Source organism: Enterobacter sp. Lyrl_3, assembly GCF_051948675.1.
Taxonomy (GTDB): domain Bacteria; phylum Pseudomonadota; class Gammaproteobacteria; order Enterobacterales; family Enterobacteriaceae; genus Enterobacter; species Enterobacter cloacae.
This window is the reverse complement of record NZ_JAYJLI010000011.1, coordinates 91,962-109,004: the sequence shown is the minus strand read 5'-3', so window position 1 is coordinate 109,004 and position 17,043 is coordinate 91,962. Positions and strand designations below refer to the sequence as shown.

Genomic DNA, 17,043 nt, shown 5'->3' with positions numbered 1-17,043 from the left:
ATGGAAAAAGCGATGTTAACGTTTGACAAGGTAAGTGCCCACTACGGCAAGATCCAGGCGCTGCACGACGTCAGCCTGCATATCAATCAGGGCGAAATCGTCACCCTGATTGGGGCTAACGGCGCGGGCAAAACCACGCTGCTTGGTACCCTGTGCGGCGACCCGCGCGCCACCAGCGGTCGGATTGTGTTTGATGGCAAAGACATCACCGACTGGCAGACCGCCAGAATCATGCGTGAAGCGGTGGCGATAGTCCCTGAAGGGCGTCGCGTCTTCTCGCGCATGACGGTGGAAGAGAACCTGGCGATGGGCGGCTTCTTCGCTGACCGCGACCAGTATCAGTCCCGTATCAAGTGGGTGTACGAACTCTTCCCGCGCCTGTGGGAGCGTCGTATTCAGCGTGCGGGGACCATGTCCGGCGGTGAGCAGCAAATGCTGGCGATCGGCCGCGCCCTGATGAGCCAGCCGCGCCTGCTGCTGCTGGATGAACCGTCGCTGGGTCTTGCGCCAATTATCATTCAGCAGATCTTCGACACCATTGAACAGCTGCGTAAAGAGGGGATGACCATCTTCCTCGTCGAGCAGAACGCCAACCAGGCGCTGAAGCTCGCCGATCGCGGTTACGTGCTGGAGAACGGCCACGTGGTGCTTGAGGATACCGGCGATGCGCTGCTGGCCAATGAAGCGGTGCGGAGTGCGTATTTAGGCGGCTGAGCCGTCTGTATTGCCCGGTGGCGCTTACGCTTACCGGGCCTACGGGATCGAGTAGGCCGGGTAAGGCGAAGCCGCCACCCGGCTTTTTCACATAAACCCCTTCACACAACCATCATCCCGCTGACCTTTTGTTGTCACTTATCTGTAAACAAACAGTTATTTTTCTGTCATTCGAGCATGTCATGTTACCTCGCGAGCATAAAACGCGTGATATCGCGCATCCGGCACAATAAGAGAGATGACAATGACATCGTTACGACACACAGCTTTGGGTCTGGCACTGGGTCTGGCTTTTGCGACGAACGCAATGGCTGTGACGACCATTCCGTTCTGGCATTCCATGGAAGGGGAGTTGGGTAAAGAGGTTGACTCCCTGGCGCAGCGTTTCAACGACTCCCATCCGGATTACAAAATTGTGCCGGTGTACAAAGGTAACTACGAGCAGAGCCTGAGCGCGGGCATTGCCGCCTTCCGTACCGGTAATGCGCCTGCCATTTTGCAGGTGTACGAAGTAGGCACCGCGACCATGATGGCCTCCAAAGCCATCAAACCGGTCTACGAAGTGTTCAAAGAGGCGGGGATCAACTTCGACGAATCCCAGTTTGTGCCGACCGTAGCGGGTTACTACACCGATTCTAAAACCGGCCATCTGCTGTCTCAGCCGTTTAACAGCTCGACGCCGGTGCTGTACTACAACAAAGACGCCTTTAAGAAAGCCGGTTTAGACCCGGAGCAGCCGCCAAAAACCTGGCAGGATCTGGCGGAGTACACCGCGAAGCTGAAAGCGGCGGGGATGAAGTGCGGCTACGCCAGCGGCTGGCAGGGCTGGATCCAGATTGAAAACTTCAGCGCCTGGCACGGCTTGCCGGTAGCCACCAAAAACAACGGTTTCGATGGCACCGACGCGGTACTGGAGTTCAACAAGCCAGAGCAGGTGAAGCACATCGCGCTGCTGGAAGAGTTGAACAAGAAGGGTGATTTCAGCTACTTCGGACGTAAAGACGAATCCACCGAGAAGTTCTACAACGGTGACTGCGCCATTACCACCGCCTCGTCCGGCTCGCTGGCGGATATCCGTCACTATGCCAAATTCAACTATGGCGTGGGCATGATGCCGTACGACGCAGACGTGAAAGGCGCGCCGCAGAACGCCATCATCGGCGGAGCAAGCCTGTGGGTGATGCAGGGTAAAGACGCCGGCACCTACAAAGGAGTGGCCGAGTTCCTCGACTTCCTGGCGAAACCTGAAAACGCGGCCGAATGGCACCAGAAAACCGGCTACCTGCCGATCACCAAAGCTGCCTATGACCTGACCCGCGAGCAGGGCTTCTACAGCAAGAATCCGGGTGCGGATATCGCGACGCGTCAGATGCTGAACAAGCCGCCGTTGCCGTTCACCAAAGGGCTGCGTCTGGGCAACATGCCGCAGATCCGCACCATTGTCGACGAAGAGCTGGAAAGCGTCTGGACCGGCAAGAAAACGCCACAGCAGGCGCTGGATTCAGCGGTAGAGCGCGGAAATCAGCTGCTGCGCCGCTTTGAGCAGTCCACCAAATCGTAAAAAAATGCCCGGTGGCGCTGCGCTTACCGGGCCTACGACGTGCCATATGTAGGCCGGGTAAGGCGTAGCCGCCACCCGGCACTGTTCAGGAACCAAATCTCAATGTCATCATCCCGTCCGGTGTTTCGTTCCCGCTGGCTGCCGTATCTGCTGGTCGCGCCTCAGCTGGTCATCACCGTTATCTTCTTTATCTGGCCTGCGGGCGAAGCGCTCTGGTACTCGGTGCAAAGCGTTGATCCGTTTGGGCTTTCCAGCCAGTTTGTTGGCCTGGACAATTTCACCGCGCTGTTCCACGACAGCTACTACCTGGATTCTTTCTGGACGACGATCAAATTCAGCGCGCTGGTCACCGTGAGCGGCCTTGTTGCCTCGCTGTTCTTCGCCGCGCTGGTGGATTATGTGGTGCGTGGCAGCCGTCTGTATCAGACCCTGATGCTGCTGCCCTACGCCGTGGCACCAGCGGTCGCCGCCGTGCTGTGGATCTTCCTGTTTAACCCCGGACGCGGGTTAATTACCCATTTTCTGGCGGAATTCGGATACGACTGGAACCACGCCCAGAATAGCGGCCAGGCGATGTTCCTGGTGGTGTTCGCCTCGGTGTGGAAGCAGATCAGCTACAACTTCCTGTTCTTCTTTGCCGCGCTACAGTCCATTCCGCGTTCGCTGGTGGAAGCCGCCGCCATTGACGGTGCAGGCCCGATCCGCCGCTTCTTCAGGCTGTCGCTGCCGCTGATTGCCCCGGTGAGTTTCTTCCTGCTGGTGGTGAACCTGGTGTATGCCTTTTTCGACACCTTCCCGGTCATCGACGCGGCCACCGCCGGTGGCCCGGTGCAGGCCACGACGACGCTGATTTATAAAATCTACCGCGAAGGGTTTGCCGGGCTGGATCTCTCGGCCTCCGCCGCGCAGTCCGTCGTGCTGATGTTCCTCGTCATCATCCTCACGGTGGTGCAGTTCCGCTATGTCGAAAGTAAGGTGCGCTACCAATGATTGAGAACCGTCACGGGCTGACGATTTTCAGCCATACCATGCTGATTCTGGGGATTATCGTCATCCTCTTTCCGCTGTACGTGGCGTTTGTCGCCGCCACGCTGGACACCAAAGCGGTGTTCGACACGCCGATGACGCTGATCCCAGGCACGCATCTTTTTGAGAACATGAAAACCATCTGGACCCAGGGTGTGGGGGCCAACAGCGCGCCGTTCTGGCTGATGATGCTCAACAGCTTCATCATGGCGTTCGGCATTACGGTGGGCAAAATCACGGTGTCGATGCTCTCGGCCTTCGCCATCGTCTGGTTCCGCTTTCCGCTGCGTAACCTCTTCTTCTGGATGATTTTTATCACCCTGATGCTGCCGGTGGAGGTGCGTATCTTCCCGACGGTGGAAGTGATCGCCAACCTGAAGATGCTCGACAGCTACGCGGGCTTAACCCTGCCGCTGATGGCGTCTGCGACTGCCACCTTCCTGTTCCGCCAGTTCTTTATGACGCTGCCGGACGAGCTGATTGAAGCCGCGCGCATTGACGGTGCATCACCGATGCGCTTTTTCCGCGACATCGTGCTGCCGCTGTCGAAAACCAACCTCGCGGCGCTGTTTGTGATCACCTTTATCTACGGCTGGAACCAGTACCTGTGGCCGCTGCTGATTATTCAGGACGTCAACCTCGGCACCGCCGTGGCGGGCATCAAGGGCATGATCGCCACCGGCGAAGGCACCACTCTCTGGAACCAGGTGATGGCGGCGATGCTGCTCACCCTTATCCCCCCGGTCGTTATCGTTTTAGCCATGCAGCGTGCGTTTGTGCGTGGTTTAGTAGACAGTGAGAAATAAGATGGCAGGTTTAAAACTTCAGGCAGTGACCAAAAGCTGGGATGGCAAAACCCAGGTGATTCAGCCGCTCACCCTCGACGTGGCGGACGGGGAGTTCATCGTGATGGTCGGCCCGTCCGGTTGCGGCAAATCCACGCTGCTGCGCATGGTGGCCGGGCTTGAGCGCGTCTCCTCCGGCGATATCTGGATTGACCGCCAGCGCGTGACCGAGATGGAGCCCAAAGATCGCGGCATCGCGATGGTGTTCCAGAACTACGCCCTCTATCCGCACATGAGCGTGGAAGAGAACATGGCCTGGGGGCTGAAAATCCGCGGCATGGGCAAGGGGCATATCGAGGAGCGGGTGAAAGAGGCGGCGCGCATTCTGGAGCTGGATGGCCTGCTTAAGCGCCGTCCGCGCGAGCTCTCCGGCGGCCAGCGCCAGCGCGTGGCGATGGGGCGTGCCATCGTGCGCGATCCGGCGGTGTTCCTGTTCGATGAACCGCTCTCTAACCTTGACGCCAAGCTGCGCGTGCAGATGCGTCTGGAGCTGCAGCAACTGCATCGCCGTCTTAAAACCACCTCCCTGTACGTGACGCACGATCAGGTCGAAGCCATGACCCTTGCCCAGCGGGTGATGGTGATGAACAAAGGCGTTGCCGAGCAGATTGGCACGCCGGTGGAGGTGTACGAAAAACCGGCCAGCCGCTTTGTGGCGAGCTTTATCGGCAGCCCGGCAATGAACCTGCTGGAAGGGCGGATCAGCAGCGCGGGCACCCACTTTGAGCTGGAAAGCGGGATGGCATTGCCCATCAACTGGTACTATCGTGGCTACGCCGGGCGTAAGATGACGCTCGGTATTCGCCCGGAGCATATTGGTTTAACCTCTCAGGCGGACGGCGGCGTGCCGTTGGTGATGGACACGCTGGAGATGTTGGGTGCAGATAACCTGGCGCATGGACGCTGGGGCGAGCAAAAAATGGTGGTGCGTCTGCCGCATCAGGAACGCCCGAAAGCAGGCAGCACGCTGTGGCTGCATCTGCCGGAAAATCACCTGCACTTATTTGACGGTGAAACAGGACAACGAGTATGAGCAACTGGCCTTATCCCCACATCGTCGCCCACCGTGGCGGCGGTAAACTGGCGCCGGAAAATACCCTGGCGGCAATTGATGTTGGCGCACGCTACGGCCACACGATGATTGAGTTCGACGCCAAGCTGTCGAAAGACGGCGAAATTTTCCTGCTGCATGATGACGATCTCGAACGCACCAGCAACGGCTGGGGCGTGGCGGGGGAACTGCCGTGGCGCGATCTGCTGAAGGTGGATGCCGGAAGCTGGTTCAGCGGCGAGTACAAAGGCGAACCGTTGCCGCTGCTGGCGGAAGTGGCCGACCGTTGTCGTCAACACGGGATGATGGCCAACATCGAAATCAAACCGACGACCGGTACCGGGCCGCTCACGGGCAACGTGATTGCGCTGGCCGCGCGCGAGCTGTGGGAAGGCATGACGCCACCGCTGCTGTCGTCATTTGAAATTGATGCCCTTGAAGCGGCACAGGCTGCGGTGCCGGAGCTGCCGCGCGGGCTGCTGCTGGACGAGTGGCGCGAGGACTGGCGTGAGCTGACCACCCGCTTAGCGTGCGTGTCGATCCATCTCAATCATAAGCTGCTGGATGAGGCGAGGGTTAAGATGCTGAAAGCGGCAGGGCTGCATATTCTGGTGTATACCGTCAACAAACCCCAGCGTGCGGCTGAGCTGCTGCGCTGGGGTGTGGACAGCATCTGTACCGATGCGATTGACCTGATCGGTCCGGACTTTAGTTCTGCGGATTAAGCATACTGCCATTCGACTGCGACGGCAGCATATGCTGCTGTCCGCTGCCTGACGAACTCATCCCTCCCAGCATCCCGCCGTTTTTATTCGGCAGCGGTTGCTCGCGCATCTGCCCCTGCTGCACGCGCTGGGTGTTAGTGTTCATCTGATTTTGCAGGCTCTGCTGCTGCATTCGGGTCTGCGTGTTCAACTGCTGGTTCAGCATCCCTTTTTGCTGTTGCTGCTGACTCATCATCTCCGTCTGCATACGCTGCTGGCTCGGAATGACATAGCCCGGCTGGTTAGGGTTATTCATCGTATTGAGTGGCTGTGCAAGTGCGGCAAACGGGAGCAACGCCGTAAGGATCAGGAAGCGTTTCATGATCTTCTCCTTCTTTGAGGTTTCTCTTAAGTTTACCCCGAATTCACCATGACGATGATTTTTTAGGAGTTGTGAACCAGGCTTAAGCGGGGAATATGGCTCCCTTCACCTGGAGAACAATAATGATGAAACCAACCCTTTTGCGCTGGGTCGCCATCGCTGCGCTGATGGCAGGCGGTACATTTAGCGTGGCGGCTAACCCGCCTGCGGCTCCTCCGGTCTCTTATGGCGTGGAGGAAGATGTGTTTCATCCCGTGCGGGCCACGCACGGGATGGTGGCCTCGGTGGATGCGCTGGCAACGAAAGTGGGCGTCGATATTCTCAAACAGGGCGGTAATGCGGTGGATGCCGCGGTGGCGGTCGGCTATGCGCTGGCGGTAACACACCCGCAGGCGGGGAATCTCGGCGGCGGCGGCTTTATGATGCTGCGCACCAAAGACGGGAAGACGACGGCTATCGACTTCCGCGAAATGGCGCCAGCTCAGGCCTCCCGCGATATGTTCCTTGACGATCAGGGCAATCCGGACAGTAAAAAATCGCTGACCTCGCACCTTGCGTCCGGCACGCCGGGCACCGTCGCAGGCTTCTCGCTGGCGCTGGAAAAATACGGCACGATGCCGCTGAACAAAGTGGTCCAGCCTGCCATTAAGCTGGCACGCGACGGCTTTGTGGTGAACGACGCCCTGGCCGATGACCTTAAAACCTACGGCAGCGAAGTCATTCCGAACCATGAAAACAGCAAGGCGATCTTCTGGAAAGACGGAGAGCCGCTGAAGAAGGGCGATAAGCTGGTGCAGAAGAACCTTGCCAAAAGCCTGGAGCTGATTGCGGAGCATGGCCCGGACGCCTTCTACAAAGGGGCGATTGCCGACCAGATTGCCGAAGAGATGCAAAAGAACGGCGGGCTCATCACTAAAGCGGATCTGGCGGAGTATAAGGCGGTGGAGCGCGAGCCAATTAGCGGCACCTATCGTGGGTATGAGGTCTTCTCCATGCCGCCGCCGTCCTCCGGCGGGATCCACATCGTGCAGATCCTCAATATTCTGGAAAACTTCGATATGCACAAGTTTGGCTTCGGCAGTGCCGATGCCATGCAGGTGATGGCCGAGGCGGAAAAACGCGCCTATGCCGACCGCTCGGAATACCTTGGCGACCCGGACTTTGTGAAGGTGCCGTGGCAGGCGCTGACCAACAAAGCGTATGCCAAATCCATTGCCGATCAGATCGACATCAATAAGGCTAAGCCGTCGAGCGAGATCCGCCCCGGCAAGCTGGCACCGTATGAAAGTAACCAGACCACCCACTTCTCGGTGGTGGATAAAGACGGTAACGCGGTGGCGGTTACCTATACGCTCAATACCACCTTTGGAACCGGGATTGTGGCGGGCAACAGCGGCATTCTGCTGAACAACGAGATGGATGACTTCTCTGCCAAACCGGGCGTACCGAACGTCTACGGGCTGGTCGGTGGGGATGCCAACGCGGTGGGGCCGAAGAAACGTCCGCTGTCGTCGATGTCACCAACCATTGTGGTGAAAGACGGCAAAACCTGGCTGGTAACCGGCAGCCCCGGCGGCAGCCGAATTATCACCACCGTGCTGCAGATGGTGGTGAACAGTATCGATTTTGGTATGAACGTGGCGGAGGCGACCAACGCCCCACGCTTCCATCATCAGTGGCTGCCGGATGAACTGCGCGTCGAGAAGGGCTTTAGCCCGGACACCCTCAAACTACTGGAGCAGCGCGGACAGAAGGTAGCGGTGAAAGAGGCGATGGGCAGCACCCAGAGCATTATGGTGGGGCCGGACGGGGCGCTGTTTGGCGCGTCAGACCCGCGGTCGGTGGATGATTTAACGGCGGGGTATTAATCTGTTGTGTAATTCCCTCTCCCGGTGGGAGAGGGTTAGGGTGAGGGCAACAAACTACTTCATTCGCGCCATATAATACGCATCCACATACTCGCCGTTGCGCAGGGCATAACGCTTGCCTGTGCCTTCAATCTCAAATCCGTGTTTTTTGTACACCGCAATCGCCGGCTCGTTATCGACAAACACCGTCAGCTCAATGCGGTCAACGCGCAGCCAGTTATCGCACATATCAATCATGGTGCGCATCAGTGCGCTGGCAACGCCCCGGTTTTGCCACTGCGCGCCTACACAAATCCCAAAATCAGCCACATGGCTGCGGCGCGGGCGTCGCGCAACGGCGATGCACAGGTGTCCGGCAACGGTGCCGTCGATACATGCGACCAGCTGTTTAATGCCCGGCTGGTCGGATAGCCGCTCTTGCCACATCTGCTCAGAGGGATGAGGAACCTGTAGCGTGTTGTGGTACACCTCCGGCTGGGCGTGGATCTGACGAATGGCGTCATAATCTTTCGGTTCCGCATGGCGTATCACTATCTCACTCATTCCTTATTCCTCAGTCAGTTAAACATCCTTTCCAACATCAGTGACTTTGAAATTTGAGTCAACCGCTATTTTTTGCAAAAAGTATTGGACAAGTGCGAATGAGAATGATTATTATTGCTCTGCATTCAGGAAGACCACTACGGGAACCTGAAAGCACGACATTGCTCACATTGCTTCCAGTATTACTTTAGCCAGCTTTTAGCTGGCTTTTTTTTGTCCTTTTTCGCCCTCTCCCCGTGGGAGAGGGCTGGGGTGAGGGCAAAACATGCGCTATGGTAAAACCCAGTAACCTTCCAAAAGGACTGAGCTATGACCTTACATTGCGCATTTATTGGATTTGGTAAAAGTACGACCCGCTATCACCTTCCGTATGTTCTCAACCGTAAAGACAGCTGGCATGTGGCGCATATCTACCGCCGCAGCGCGAAGCCGGAAGAGCAGTCTCCGCAGTATTCCCATATTCATTTCACCAGCGATCTCAATGAAGTCCTGGGCGACCCGCAGGTTAAACTGGTCATCGTCTGTACCCATGCCGACAGCCATTTCGACTATGCGAAACGCGCGCTCGAGGCGGGTAAAAACGTGCTGGTAGAAAAACCCTTCACCCCGACCATCGCTGAAGCGAAAACACTCTTCGCACTGGCGAAAAGCAAAGGGCTGACCGTCACGCCGTATCAGAACCGTCGCTTCGACAGCTGCTTCCTGACGGCGAAAAAGGCGATTGAGAGCGGCAAGCTTGGCGACATCGTCGAAATGGAAAGCCATTTTGACTATTACCGCCCAGTGGCGGAGACCAAGCCCGGCCTGCCGCAGGACGGTTCCTTCTACGGTCTTGGCGTCCATACCATGGACCAAATCATCTCCCTGTTTGGCCGCCCGGACCACGTGGCGTATGACATTCGCAGCCTGCGTAATAAAGCCAACCCGGACGATACTTTTGAAGCGCAGCTGTTCTACGGCGACCTGAAAGCCATCGTTAAAACCAGCCATCTGGTGAAAATCGACTACCCGAAATTTATCGTTCACGGCACGAAAGGTTCGTTTATCAAGTACGGTATCGATCAGCAGGAGACCAGCCTGAAGGCCAATATCATGCCGGGTGAACCGGGCTTTGCGGCGGATGATTCGGTTGGCGTACTGGAGTATGTGAACGCAGAAGGTGTGACGGTCAGAGAAGAGCTGACGCCTGAAACCGGCGACTATGGTCGCGTCTACGACGCGCTGCATGCAACCCTGACCCGCGGCGTGGGGAATTACGTCAAGGAATCTGACGTTCTGACCAACCTCGAAATCCTCGAACGGGCCTTCGAACAGGCTTCTCCTGCCACGGTAACCCTTGCGAAATAAGCAAAAATGGCTCCTCTGCACTTGTTCATAATTTTTGAACAGAGGAGTCAATTTTCACCCTCTATGATCCCAGGCGGTTTGCGTCCACACTTACTTCATCGAAACGAACTGAGGGTGAAAACAATGATCTACTTACGCAAAGCAAACGAACGTGGTCACGCGAATCATGGCTGGCTGGACTCATGGCATTCATTCTCGTTTGCCGACTACTACGACCCGAACTTCATGGGCTTCTCTGCACTGCGCGTGATTAACGATGACGTGATTGATGCAGGCCAGGGCTTCGGTACCCACCCGCATAAAGACATGGAAATCCTGACCTATGTGCTGGAAGGGGCGGTTGAGCACCAGGACAGCATGGGCAACAAAGAGCAGGTTCCGGCGGGCGAGTTCCAGATCATGAGTGCGGGTACCGGTGTTCGTCACTCGGAGTACAACCCGAGCAAAACGGAAAAACTGCACCTGTATCAAATCTGGATCATTCCAGAAGAAACCGGCATCACGCCGCGCTACGAGCAGCGCCGCTTCGACGCCAAACAGGGCAAACAGCTGGTGCTCTCCCCGGATGCGCGTGAAGGTTCGCTAAAAGTGCATCAGGATATGGAACTGTACCGCTGGGCGCTGGCGAAAGACGAACAGTCTGTACACCAGATCGCCGCGAACCGCCGCGTCTGGATCCAGGTGGTGAAAGGTGAAGTGTCCATCAACGGCACCAAAGCGACAACGGCAGATGGTCTGGCCATCTGGGATGAGCAAGCGCTCTCCGTGCATGCCGACAGCGAAAGTGAAATTCTGCTGTTTGATCTGCCACCGGTGTAATAAATCATAAATAAATGCCCATCCTTCCCTTTGACAGGGGAAGGATGGGCTTTGTCCGTGATAAACTGAGCAAATCTCTCTCTTCAAGATTTCTCAGGACGATGAAAAAGAAACGCCCCGTACTTCAGGATGTCGCCGATCGTGTTGGTGTGACCAAAATGACGGTCAGCCGTTTTTTACGTAACCCGGAACAGGTTTCCGTAGCGTTGCGTGGCAAGATTGCCGCTGCTCTCGATGAACTGGGTTATATCCCTAACCGCGCACCCGATATTCTCTCCAATGCTACCAGTCGTGCGGTGGGCGTCCTCCTGCCTTCTTTAACCAACCAGGTCTTTGCCGAAGTGTTGCGCGGTATTGAAAGCGTCACGGATGCGTTTGGTTACCAGACCATGCTGGCACACTACGGCTACAAACCGGAACTGGAAGAAGAACGTCTTGAATCGATGCTTTCCTGGAACATCGATGGCCTGATTTTAACTGAACGTACTCACACCCCCCGTACGCTGAAGATGATCGAAGTGGCCGGGATCCCGGTGGTGGAACTGATGGACAGCCAGTCGCCGTGCCTTGATATTGCCGTGGGTTTTGACAACTTCGAAGCGGCGCGGCAGATGACGGCGGCGATCATCGCGCGCGGTCATCGTCATATCGCCTACCTGGGTGCGCGTCTTGATGAACGTACTATCATCAAACAGAAGGGATACGAGCAGGCGATGCTTGACGCAAATTTAACCCCGTACAGCGTGATGGTGGAGCAGTCCTCTTCCTATACGTCGGGTATTGAGCTGATGCGGCAGGCACGGCGCGAGTATCCACAACTGGACGGTATTTTCTGTACCAACGATGACCTTGCGGTCGGTGCAGCGTTCGAATGCCAGCGTCTGGGGCTGAAGATCCCCGATGATATGGCGATAGCCGGTTTCCACGGCCATGACATCGGCCAGGTGATGGAGCCGCGTCTGGCGAGCGTCCTGACACCGCGTGAACGCATGGGCCGCATTGGCGCAGAACGCCTGCTGGCGCGCATTCGCGGTGAAGCGGTTACGCCAAAAATGTTAGATTTAGGTTTCACCTTGTCACCGGGTGGATCTATTTAATCCGACAAATTTGAAGTAGCTCACACTTATTCACATCGCGCACGTTTGGATATTGCTTCTCTTTTGCCCCGGCAGGACAATGTTACCGATAACTGTTACCCGTAACAATTGACTGAGGGACACCCTTTGAGCACGACTAATCATGATCACCACGTTTACGTCCTGATGGGCGTTTCCGGTAGCGGTAAATCTGCCGTGGCAAGCGAAGTGGCGCATCAACTTAATGCGGCGTTTCTTGATGGCGACTTCCTCCATCCGCGCAGCAACATCATGAAGATGGCCTCCGGCGAGCCGCTGAACGACGACGACCGTAAACCGTGGTTACAGGCGCTGAACGATGCCGCGTTTGCCATGCAGCGCACCAATAAAGTTTCCCTGATCGTCTGCTCTGCGCTGAAAAAAACCTACCGCGATCTGCTGCGTGACGGCAACCCGAACCTCTCTTTCATCTACCTGAAAGGCGATTTCGACGTCATCGAAAGCCGTCTCAAGGCGCGCAAAGGCCACTTCTTCAAAACCCAGATGCTGGTCACACAGTTCGAAGCGCTGCAGGAGCCAGGTGAAGATGAAAAAGACGTCTTAGTGGTTGATATCGATCAGTCACTGGAGGGTGTTGTTGCCAGCACCATCGAGGTCATTAATAAAAGGCAGTAAGTTTTGAGTACATTAACGCTAGTTTTGACAGCAGTGGGTTCGGTATTGCTGCTGCTGTTTTTAGTGATGAAAGCGCGTATGCATGCTTTTGTTGCTTTGATGGTGGTTTCTATTGGTGCAGGTCTCTTTTCCGGTATGCCGCTCGACAAGATCGCTGCGACGATGGAAAAAGGGATGGGGGGCACACTGGGCTTCCTGGCTATTGTGGTCGCGCTGGGCGCGATGTTTGGCAAGATCCTGCATGAGACGGGCGCGGTCGACCAGATTGCCGTCAAGATGCTGAAATCGTTTGGTCACAGTCGTGCACACTATGCGATTGGGCTGGCCGGTCTGATCTGCGCGCTGCCGTTGTTCTTTGAAGTGGCCGTGGTGTTGCTGATTAGCGTAGCGTTCTCCATGGCGCGCCATACCGGTACTAACCTTGTGAAGCTGGTTATTCCGCTGTTTGCGGGTGTGGCCGCGGCGGCGGCGTTTCTGCTGCCGGGGCCTGCGCCGATGCTGCTGGCTTCCCAGATGCACGCCGACTTTGGCTGGATGATCCTGATTGGCCTGTGCGCGGCAATCCCGGGAATGATTATCGCCGGTCCGCTGTGGGGCAACTTCATCAGCCGCTACGTTGAACTGCATATTCCTGATGATATTACCGAGCCGCACCTGGGCGAAGGTAAAATGCCGTCCTTCGGCTTCAGCCTGTCTCTGATCCTGCTGCCGCTGGTGCTGGTGGGTTTGAAAACCATTGCCGCGCGCTTTGTACCGGTGGGCTCTACCGCGTACGAATGGTTCGAATTTATCGGTCACCCGTTCACGGCAATTCTGGTGGCGTGTCTGGTGGCGATTTATGGCCTGGCGATGCGTCAGGGGATGCCGAAAGACCGCGTGATGGAAATCTGCGGTGCTGCGCTGCAGCCAGCGGGCATTATCCTGCTGGTGATCGGTGCGGGTGGCGTGTTCAAGCAGGTGCTGGTGGATTCAGGCGTCGGTCCGGCGCTGGGTGAAGCGCTGACCGGAATGGGACTGCCCATCGCGGTCACCTGCTTTGTGCTGGCGGCGGCGGTGCGTATCATTCAGGGCTCCGCGACCGTTGCCTGTTTAACGGCTGTTGGCCTGGTGATGCCGGTGATTGAACAGCTGAACTATTCCGGTGCGCAGATGGCGGCTCTGTCTATCTGTATCGCGGGTGGTTCGATTGTGGTGTCGCACGTGAACGATGCGGGCTTCTGGCTGTTCGGTAAATTTACCGGTGCGACCGAAGCGCAAACCCTGAAAACCTGGACGCTGATGGAAACTATCCTCGGCACTACGGGTGCGATTGTCGGGATGATTGCGTTTACGCTGCTGAGCTAACCCCGGTTTTCTCCCTCTCCCTGTGGGAGAGGGTTGGGGTGAGGGCATCAGGCCGCAGAGATCTTATTTTGTCGGGTGGCGGCTTCGCCTTACCCGACCTACAAAAAACTCAGTTCCCGTAGGCCGGGTAAGCGCAAGCGCCACCCGGCTTTTTTACAGCAGTACTGTGCCTTCCGTTGTGCGCAGCCAGCGCGGCGCTTTTAGCGTATCGCTGTAAAATCGCACCAACTCCTGCAACAGATCTCCCGCCACTCTCTCATCGCTTTCTGACAGCGAATGCGCTAACAGCATTTGCGTTAACAGCTGGCAATATCGCCCTAACTGATCAACTTCTGGTTCGAATACCGGCACGTCCAACGGCAGGTCATCCACCGTCAGGCTGGCTTTTAAATATTCTGGTACAGGTTCAAGCAGCGTGGGCTGAAGCAGGGTGAGGCAGGCGGAAAGTCGTCCACACAGCGCCATCTTCTGAGTTGGATCGTCACATTCAACCAGCACGTCGACAAACCGCGCGCAGTTGTCTGCCAGCTCGGTGAAGTCGGTGGTGTGATCGAACGGTGTGGTGAATAAGGAGTGAGAAAAGCTAAGGATAGTAGTCATAAGACCGCCTCTGATGCGTAATGTATATCCACCACTGGAGAGGCTAATCTCACGGGTGGTGGAACCAGACAGGGTTAGCCTTACCGGCCTCATCAGCTACCGGCGCGTCTTGCGACGCCCCTGCCCGGCCCACCATTGGAGTGTAGCTAAGCGCGCGACACGATAACACTCGTGTTGCTGATGAGGAAGTTCAGGAGGCTAATCCCGACGCCTGATTTTGCAGGCGCGGCAAGAAGATACTGCGTTGGGGATGGGGTGACAAGTGAGGCTCTGGAAGGCGGCTCGCAAAACGAAATATTATTTTTGAGGAGTGCGGCCTGATGCCCTCACCCCGGCCCTCTCCCACGGGGAGAGGGAGCAACCACTAAAAACGGCAATCTAAGATTGCCGTTTTGCTTTTACCTAGCCCTTCATCCACGCCCGGATCCCGTCCAGGAACATCTGCGTCGCCATCATCACCAGAATCAGCCCCATCAAGCGTTCCAGCGCATTGACCCCTTTTTCGCCCAGCAGGCGCAGGAACAGCGACGACTGCAGCAGAATAATGAACGTTCCGCCCCAGGCAATCAGCAAAGCAATCACCAGATGGCTCATCTGGTTGGGATACTGATGCGACAGTAGCATCAATGTGGCCAGAATGGTCGGCCCGGCGACCAGCGGGATCGCCAGCGGTACGATAAACGGCTCTTCACCCGCAGGCAGGCCGCTGCTGCTGCCTTCCGCGCTCGGGAAAATCATCTTAATGGCAATCAGGAACAGAATAATTCCGCCGGAAATGGAGACCGTTTCGGCACGCAGATTCAGGAAAGCGAGAATTTTTTCGCCAGCAAACAGGAAGATAAACATCACCAGCAGGGCGATGAGCAGCTCGCGGATCATGATCGCCCGGCGGCGCTTGGGTTCGGTGTGCTTCAGCACCGACATGAAAATCGGCAGGTTTCCCAGTGGATCCATTATCAGGATCAATAAAACCGCCGCAGAAATGATTTCACTCATGTAAATTAGCCCTGAATTTCTCTATGGTTATTAGGATGATTAGCTCTTTTTCTGATTGCCGGGCAATCATCGATTAATTTCGCTTGCGACTTTGGCAGCATTTTGTAATGTGAAGCATATCCCAGTTCAATACTGGCTTGCACAAACAGCACACACCCTCTGCAGGAAACAAATGCTATGAAAAACGTTGGTTTTATCGGCTGGCGCGGTATGGTCGGCTCTGTACTCATGCAACGCATGGTTGAAGAGCGCGATTTCGACGCTATCCGCCCGGTCTTCTTCTCCACTTCCCAGCTCGGCCAGGCTGCACCGTCCTTTGGTGGTACCACAGGGACGTTGCAGGATGCTTACGATCTGGAAGCGCTGAAGGCACTCGACATTATTGTGACCTGCCAGGGCGGCGATTATACCAACGAAATCTATCCAAAGCTGCGTGAAAGCGGCTGGCAGGGCTACTGGATTGACGCGGCCTCTTCGCTGCGTATGAAAGACGATGCCATCATCATCCTCGACCCGGTGAACCAGGGCGTGATCACCGACGGCCTGAACAACGGCGTGAAAACCTTTGTCGGCGGTAACTGTACCGTCAGCCTGATGCTGATGTCCCTCGGTGGCCTGTTCGCGCAGGACCTGGTGGAGTGGGTCTCCGTGGCGACCTACCAGGCCGCATCCGGCGGCGGTGCGCGTCACATGCGTGAACTGCTGACCCAGATGGGCCAGCTGCACCAGAGCGTTGCGACCGAGCTGGCAAATCCGGCGTCCGCGATCCTCGATATCGAGCGTAAAGTCACCGAACTGACCCGCAGCGGCGAACTGCCGGTCGATAACTTTGGCGTACCGCTGGCCGGTGGCCTGATCCCGTGGATCGACAAACAGCTGGATAACGGCCAGACCCGTGAAGAGTGGAAGGGTCAGGCGGAGACCAACAAAATCCTCGCTACCGCGAACACCATTCCGGTTGACGGTCTGTGCGTGCGTATCGGCGCGCTGCGCTGCCACAGCCAGGCCTTCACCATTAAACTGAAAAAAGATGTGTCTATTCCGACCGTGGAAGAGCTGCTCGCCGCACACAACCCGTGGGCGAAAGTGGTGCCAAACGATCGCGATATCACCATGCGCGAATTGACGCCTGCGGCCGTCACCGGCACGCTGACCACGCCGGTTGGCCGTCTGCGCAAGCTGAACATGGGGCCAGAGTACCTCTCCGCGTTCACCGTGGGTGACCAGCTGCTGTGGGGTGCCGCAGAGCCGCTGCGCCGCATGCTGCGCCAGCTGGCGTAATAATTTGTTAACTACCGGGGGTGATTTTCACCCCCTTTTTTTGCGTACTACATGGAGTAAAACGCAGATGTCTTATTTTTTATCAGGAGGAACCTCGTCGTTGGCTATGCTTTAAGGAAGATTTATTTCTCACCTGAGGGTAGGGCGGAGCAGAGAGGATGAGCTGCACCGTTTAGGTCACATTAAAAGTCGTCCCGGAGCGAATAAAAAG

General features: G+C 56.6%; 17 protein-coding genes. 13 read left to right on the top strand and 4 right to left on the bottom strand.

What is annotated here, in order from left to right; genetic code table 11:
* The 6 genes from livF to ugpQ all read left to right on the top strand — a co-directional run bounded on the left by livF (nucleotide 1) and on the right by ugpQ (nucleotide 5,922).
* Entirely contained in the window at nucleotides 1–714 is a 714-nt protein-coding gene (gene livF, locus VF709_RS18260; RefSeq protein WP_013099128.1) for a high-affinity branched-chain amino acid ABC transporter ATP-binding protein LivF, read from the top strand.
* Between the two features lie 244 nt (nucleotides 715–958).
* Complete coding sequence (ugpB, locus tag VF709_RS18255) at nucleotides 959–2,275, top strand: sn-glycerol-3-phosphate ABC transporter substrate-binding protein UgpB (RefSeq protein ID WP_029883603.1); 1,317 nt, start codon at nucleotides 959–961, stop codon at nucleotides 2,273–2,275.
* Between the two features lie 102 nt (nucleotides 2,276–2,377).
* The gene (ugpA, locus tag VF709_RS18250; protein ID WP_013099126.1) at nucleotides 2,378–3,265 is read left to right on the top strand and encodes a sn-glycerol-3-phosphate ABC transporter permease UgpA; all 888 of its coding nucleotides are present in this window, start codon (nucleotides 2,378–2,380) and stop codon (nucleotides 3,263–3,265) included.
* Nucleotides 3,262–4,107: a sn-glycerol-3-phosphate ABC transporter permease UgpE gene (ugpE, locus tag VF709_RS18245; RefSeq protein ID WP_440232130.1), complete on the top strand. Its 846-nt coding sequence runs from the start codon at nucleotides 3,262–3,264 to the stop codon at nucleotides 4,105–4,107. Before ugpA ends, ugpE begins: the two co-directional genes overlap by 4 nt.
* A gap of 1 nt (nucleotide 4,108) precedes the next feature.
* The gene (locus VF709_RS18240) at nucleotides 4,109–5,179 is read left to right on the top strand and encodes a sn-glycerol-3-phosphate import ATP-binding protein UgpC (RefSeq protein ID WP_020687753.1); all 1,071 of its coding nucleotides are present in this window, start codon (nucleotides 4,109–4,111) and stop codon (nucleotides 5,177–5,179) included.
* Nucleotides 5,176–5,922, top strand: coding sequence for a glycerophosphodiester phosphodiesterase (gene ugpQ / locus VF709_RS18235; RefSeq protein WP_040020745.1), 747 nt, complete (start codon nucleotides 5,176–5,178; stop codon nucleotides 5,920–5,922). The genes VF709_RS18240 and ugpQ overlap by 4 nt, the downstream gene beginning before the upstream one ends.
* Here the strand turns inward: ugpQ and VF709_RS18230 are convergent.
* Nucleotides 5,906–6,283 carry a DUF2756 family protein gene (locus VF709_RS18230; protein ID WP_013099122.1) on the bottom strand — a complete coding sequence of 126 codons (378 nt, stop codon included), beginning with the start codon at nucleotides 6,281–6,283 and terminating at the stop codon, nucleotides 5,906–5,908. The genes ugpQ and VF709_RS18230 overlap by 17 nt on opposite strands.
* A 122-nt stretch (nucleotides 6,284–6,405) precedes the next feature.
* Between VF709_RS18230 and ggt the strand changes: the two genes are divergently transcribed.
* The gene (ggt, locus tag VF709_RS18225) at nucleotides 6,406–8,151 is read left to right on the top strand and encodes a gamma-glutamyltransferase (RefSeq protein WP_013099121.1); all 1,746 of its coding nucleotides are present in this window, start codon (nucleotides 6,406–6,408) and stop codon (nucleotides 8,149–8,151) included.
* Between the two features lie 54 nt (nucleotides 8,152–8,205).
* On the opposite strand, the gene yhhY is transcribed toward ggt, so the two are convergent.
* Nucleotides 8,206–8,694: an N-acetyltransferase gene (gene yhhY / locus VF709_RS18220; protein WP_149896852.1), complete on the bottom strand. Its 489-nt coding sequence runs from the start codon at nucleotides 8,692–8,694 to the stop codon at nucleotides 8,206–8,208.
* A 309-nt stretch (nucleotides 8,695–9,003) separates the two neighbouring features.
* On the opposite strand from yhhY, the gene VF709_RS18215 reads away from it, so the two are divergent.
* The 5 genes from VF709_RS18215 (at nucleotide 9,004) to gntU (ending at nucleotide 13,955) form a co-directional block, all read left to right on the top strand.
* The gene (locus VF709_RS18215; RefSeq protein WP_038420758.1) at nucleotides 9,004–10,041 is read left to right on the top strand and encodes an oxidoreductase; all 1,038 of its coding nucleotides are present in this window, start codon (nucleotides 9,004–9,006) and stop codon (nucleotides 10,039–10,041) included.
* Between the two features lie 123 nt (nucleotides 10,042–10,164).
* Nucleotides 10,165–10,860, top strand: coding sequence for a pirin family protein (locus tag VF709_RS18210; protein ID WP_000639796.1), 696 nt, complete (start codon nucleotides 10,165–10,167; stop codon nucleotides 10,858–10,860).
* Nucleotides 10,861–10,961: 101 nt separating this feature from the next.
* Entirely contained in the window at nucleotides 10,962–11,957 is a 996-nt protein-coding gene (gntR, locus tag VF709_RS18205) for a gluconate operon transcriptional repressor GntR (protein ID WP_014833579.1), read from the top strand.
* 126 nt (nucleotides 11,958–12,083) lie between these two features.
* Nucleotides 12,084–12,611, top strand: a complete 528-nt coding sequence (gene gntK, locus VF709_RS18200) for a gluconokinase (protein WP_038420757.1) — start codon at nucleotides 12,084–12,086, stop codon at nucleotides 12,609–12,611.
* A gap of 3 nt (nucleotides 12,612–12,614) precedes the next feature.
* Entirely contained in the window at nucleotides 12,615–13,955 is a 1,341-nt protein-coding gene (gene gntU / locus VF709_RS18195; RefSeq protein ID WP_014833577.1) for a gluconate transporter, read from the top strand.
* A 153-nt stretch (nucleotides 13,956–14,108) separates the two neighbouring features.
* Here the strand turns inward: gntU and VF709_RS18190 are convergent, their stop codons facing one another.
* Together VF709_RS18190 and yhgN are read right to left on the bottom strand one after the other, a co-directional pair.
* The gene (locus tag VF709_RS18190; protein ID WP_038420756.1) at nucleotides 14,109–14,555 is read right to left on the bottom strand and encodes a hypothetical protein; all 447 of its coding nucleotides are present in this window, start codon (nucleotides 14,553–14,555) and stop codon (nucleotides 14,109–14,111) included.
* 402 nt (nucleotides 14,556–14,957) lie between these two features.
* Nucleotides 14,958–15,551, bottom strand: coding sequence for an NAAT family transporter YhgN (yhgN, locus tag VF709_RS18185; RefSeq protein WP_003861574.1), 594 nt, complete (start codon nucleotides 15,549–15,551; stop codon nucleotides 14,958–14,960).
* A 177-nt stretch (nucleotides 15,552–15,728) separates the two neighbouring features.
* Here yhgN and asd point away from each other — a divergent pair, with 177 nt between their 5' ends.
* Nucleotides 15,729–16,832 carry an aspartate-semialdehyde dehydrogenase gene (gene asd, locus VF709_RS18180; protein WP_029883894.1) on the top strand — a complete coding sequence of 368 codons (1,104 nt, stop codon included), beginning with the start codon at nucleotides 15,729–15,731 and terminating at the stop codon, nucleotides 16,830–16,832.
* The last annotated feature ends 211 nt before the right edge of the window (nucleotides 16,833–17,043 follow it).

Excerpts from the sequence above, each read along its gene's own strand:
- ugpA (WP_013099126.1), top strand. The coding sequence starts at position 2,378 with ATGTCATCATCCCGTCCGGTGTTTCGTTCCCGCTGGCTGCCGTATCTG.
- livF (WP_013099128.1), top strand. The coding sequence starts at position 1 with ATGGAAAAAGCGATGTTAACGTTTGACAAGGTAAGTGCCCACTACGGC.
- VF709_RS18230 (WP_013099122.1), bottom strand. The coding sequence starts at position 6,283 with ATGAAACGCTTCCTGATCCTTACGGCGTTGCTCCCGTTTGCCGCACTT.
- gntR (WP_014833579.1), top strand. The coding sequence starts at position 10,962 with ATGAAAAAGAAACGCCCCGTACTTCAGGATGTCGCCGATCGTGTTGGT.
- VF709_RS18215 (WP_038420758.1), top strand. The coding sequence starts at position 9,004 with ATGACCTTACATTGCGCATTTATTGGATTTGGTAAAAGTACGACCCGC.
- ugpQ (WP_040020745.1), top strand. The coding sequence starts at position 5,176 with ATGAGCAACTGGCCTTATCCCCACATCGTCGCCCACCGTGGCGGCGGT.
- ugpB (WP_029883603.1), top strand. The coding sequence starts at position 959 with ATGACATCGTTACGACACACAGCTTTGGGTCTGGCACTGGGTCTGGCT.
- ugpE (WP_440232130.1), top strand. The coding sequence starts at position 3,262 with ATGATTGAGAACCGTCACGGGCTGACGATTTTCAGCCATACCATGCTG.
- VF709_RS18190 (WP_038420756.1), bottom strand. The coding sequence starts at position 14,555 with ATGACTACTATCCTTAGCTTTTCTCACTCCTTATTCACCACACCGTTC.
- VF709_RS18210 (WP_000639796.1), top strand. The coding sequence starts at position 10,165 with ATGATCTACTTACGCAAAGCAAACGAACGTGGTCACGCGAATCATGGC.
- VF709_RS18240 (WP_020687753.1), top strand. The coding sequence starts at position 4,109 with ATGGCAGGTTTAAAACTTCAGGCAGTGACCAAAAGCTGGGATGGCAAA.
- yhhY (WP_149896852.1), bottom strand. The coding sequence starts at position 8,694 with ATGAGTGAGATAGTGATACGCCATGCGGAACCGAAAGATTATGACGCC.
- ggt (WP_013099121.1), top strand. The coding sequence starts at position 6,406 with ATGATGAAACCAACCCTTTTGCGCTGGGTCGCCATCGCTGCGCTGATG.
- yhgN (WP_003861574.1), bottom strand. The coding sequence starts at position 15,551 with ATGAGTGAAATCATTTCTGCGGCGGTTTTATTGATCCTGATAATGGAT.
- asd (WP_029883894.1), top strand. The coding sequence starts at position 15,729 with ATGAAAAACGTTGGTTTTATCGGCTGGCGCGGTATGGTCGGCTCTGTA.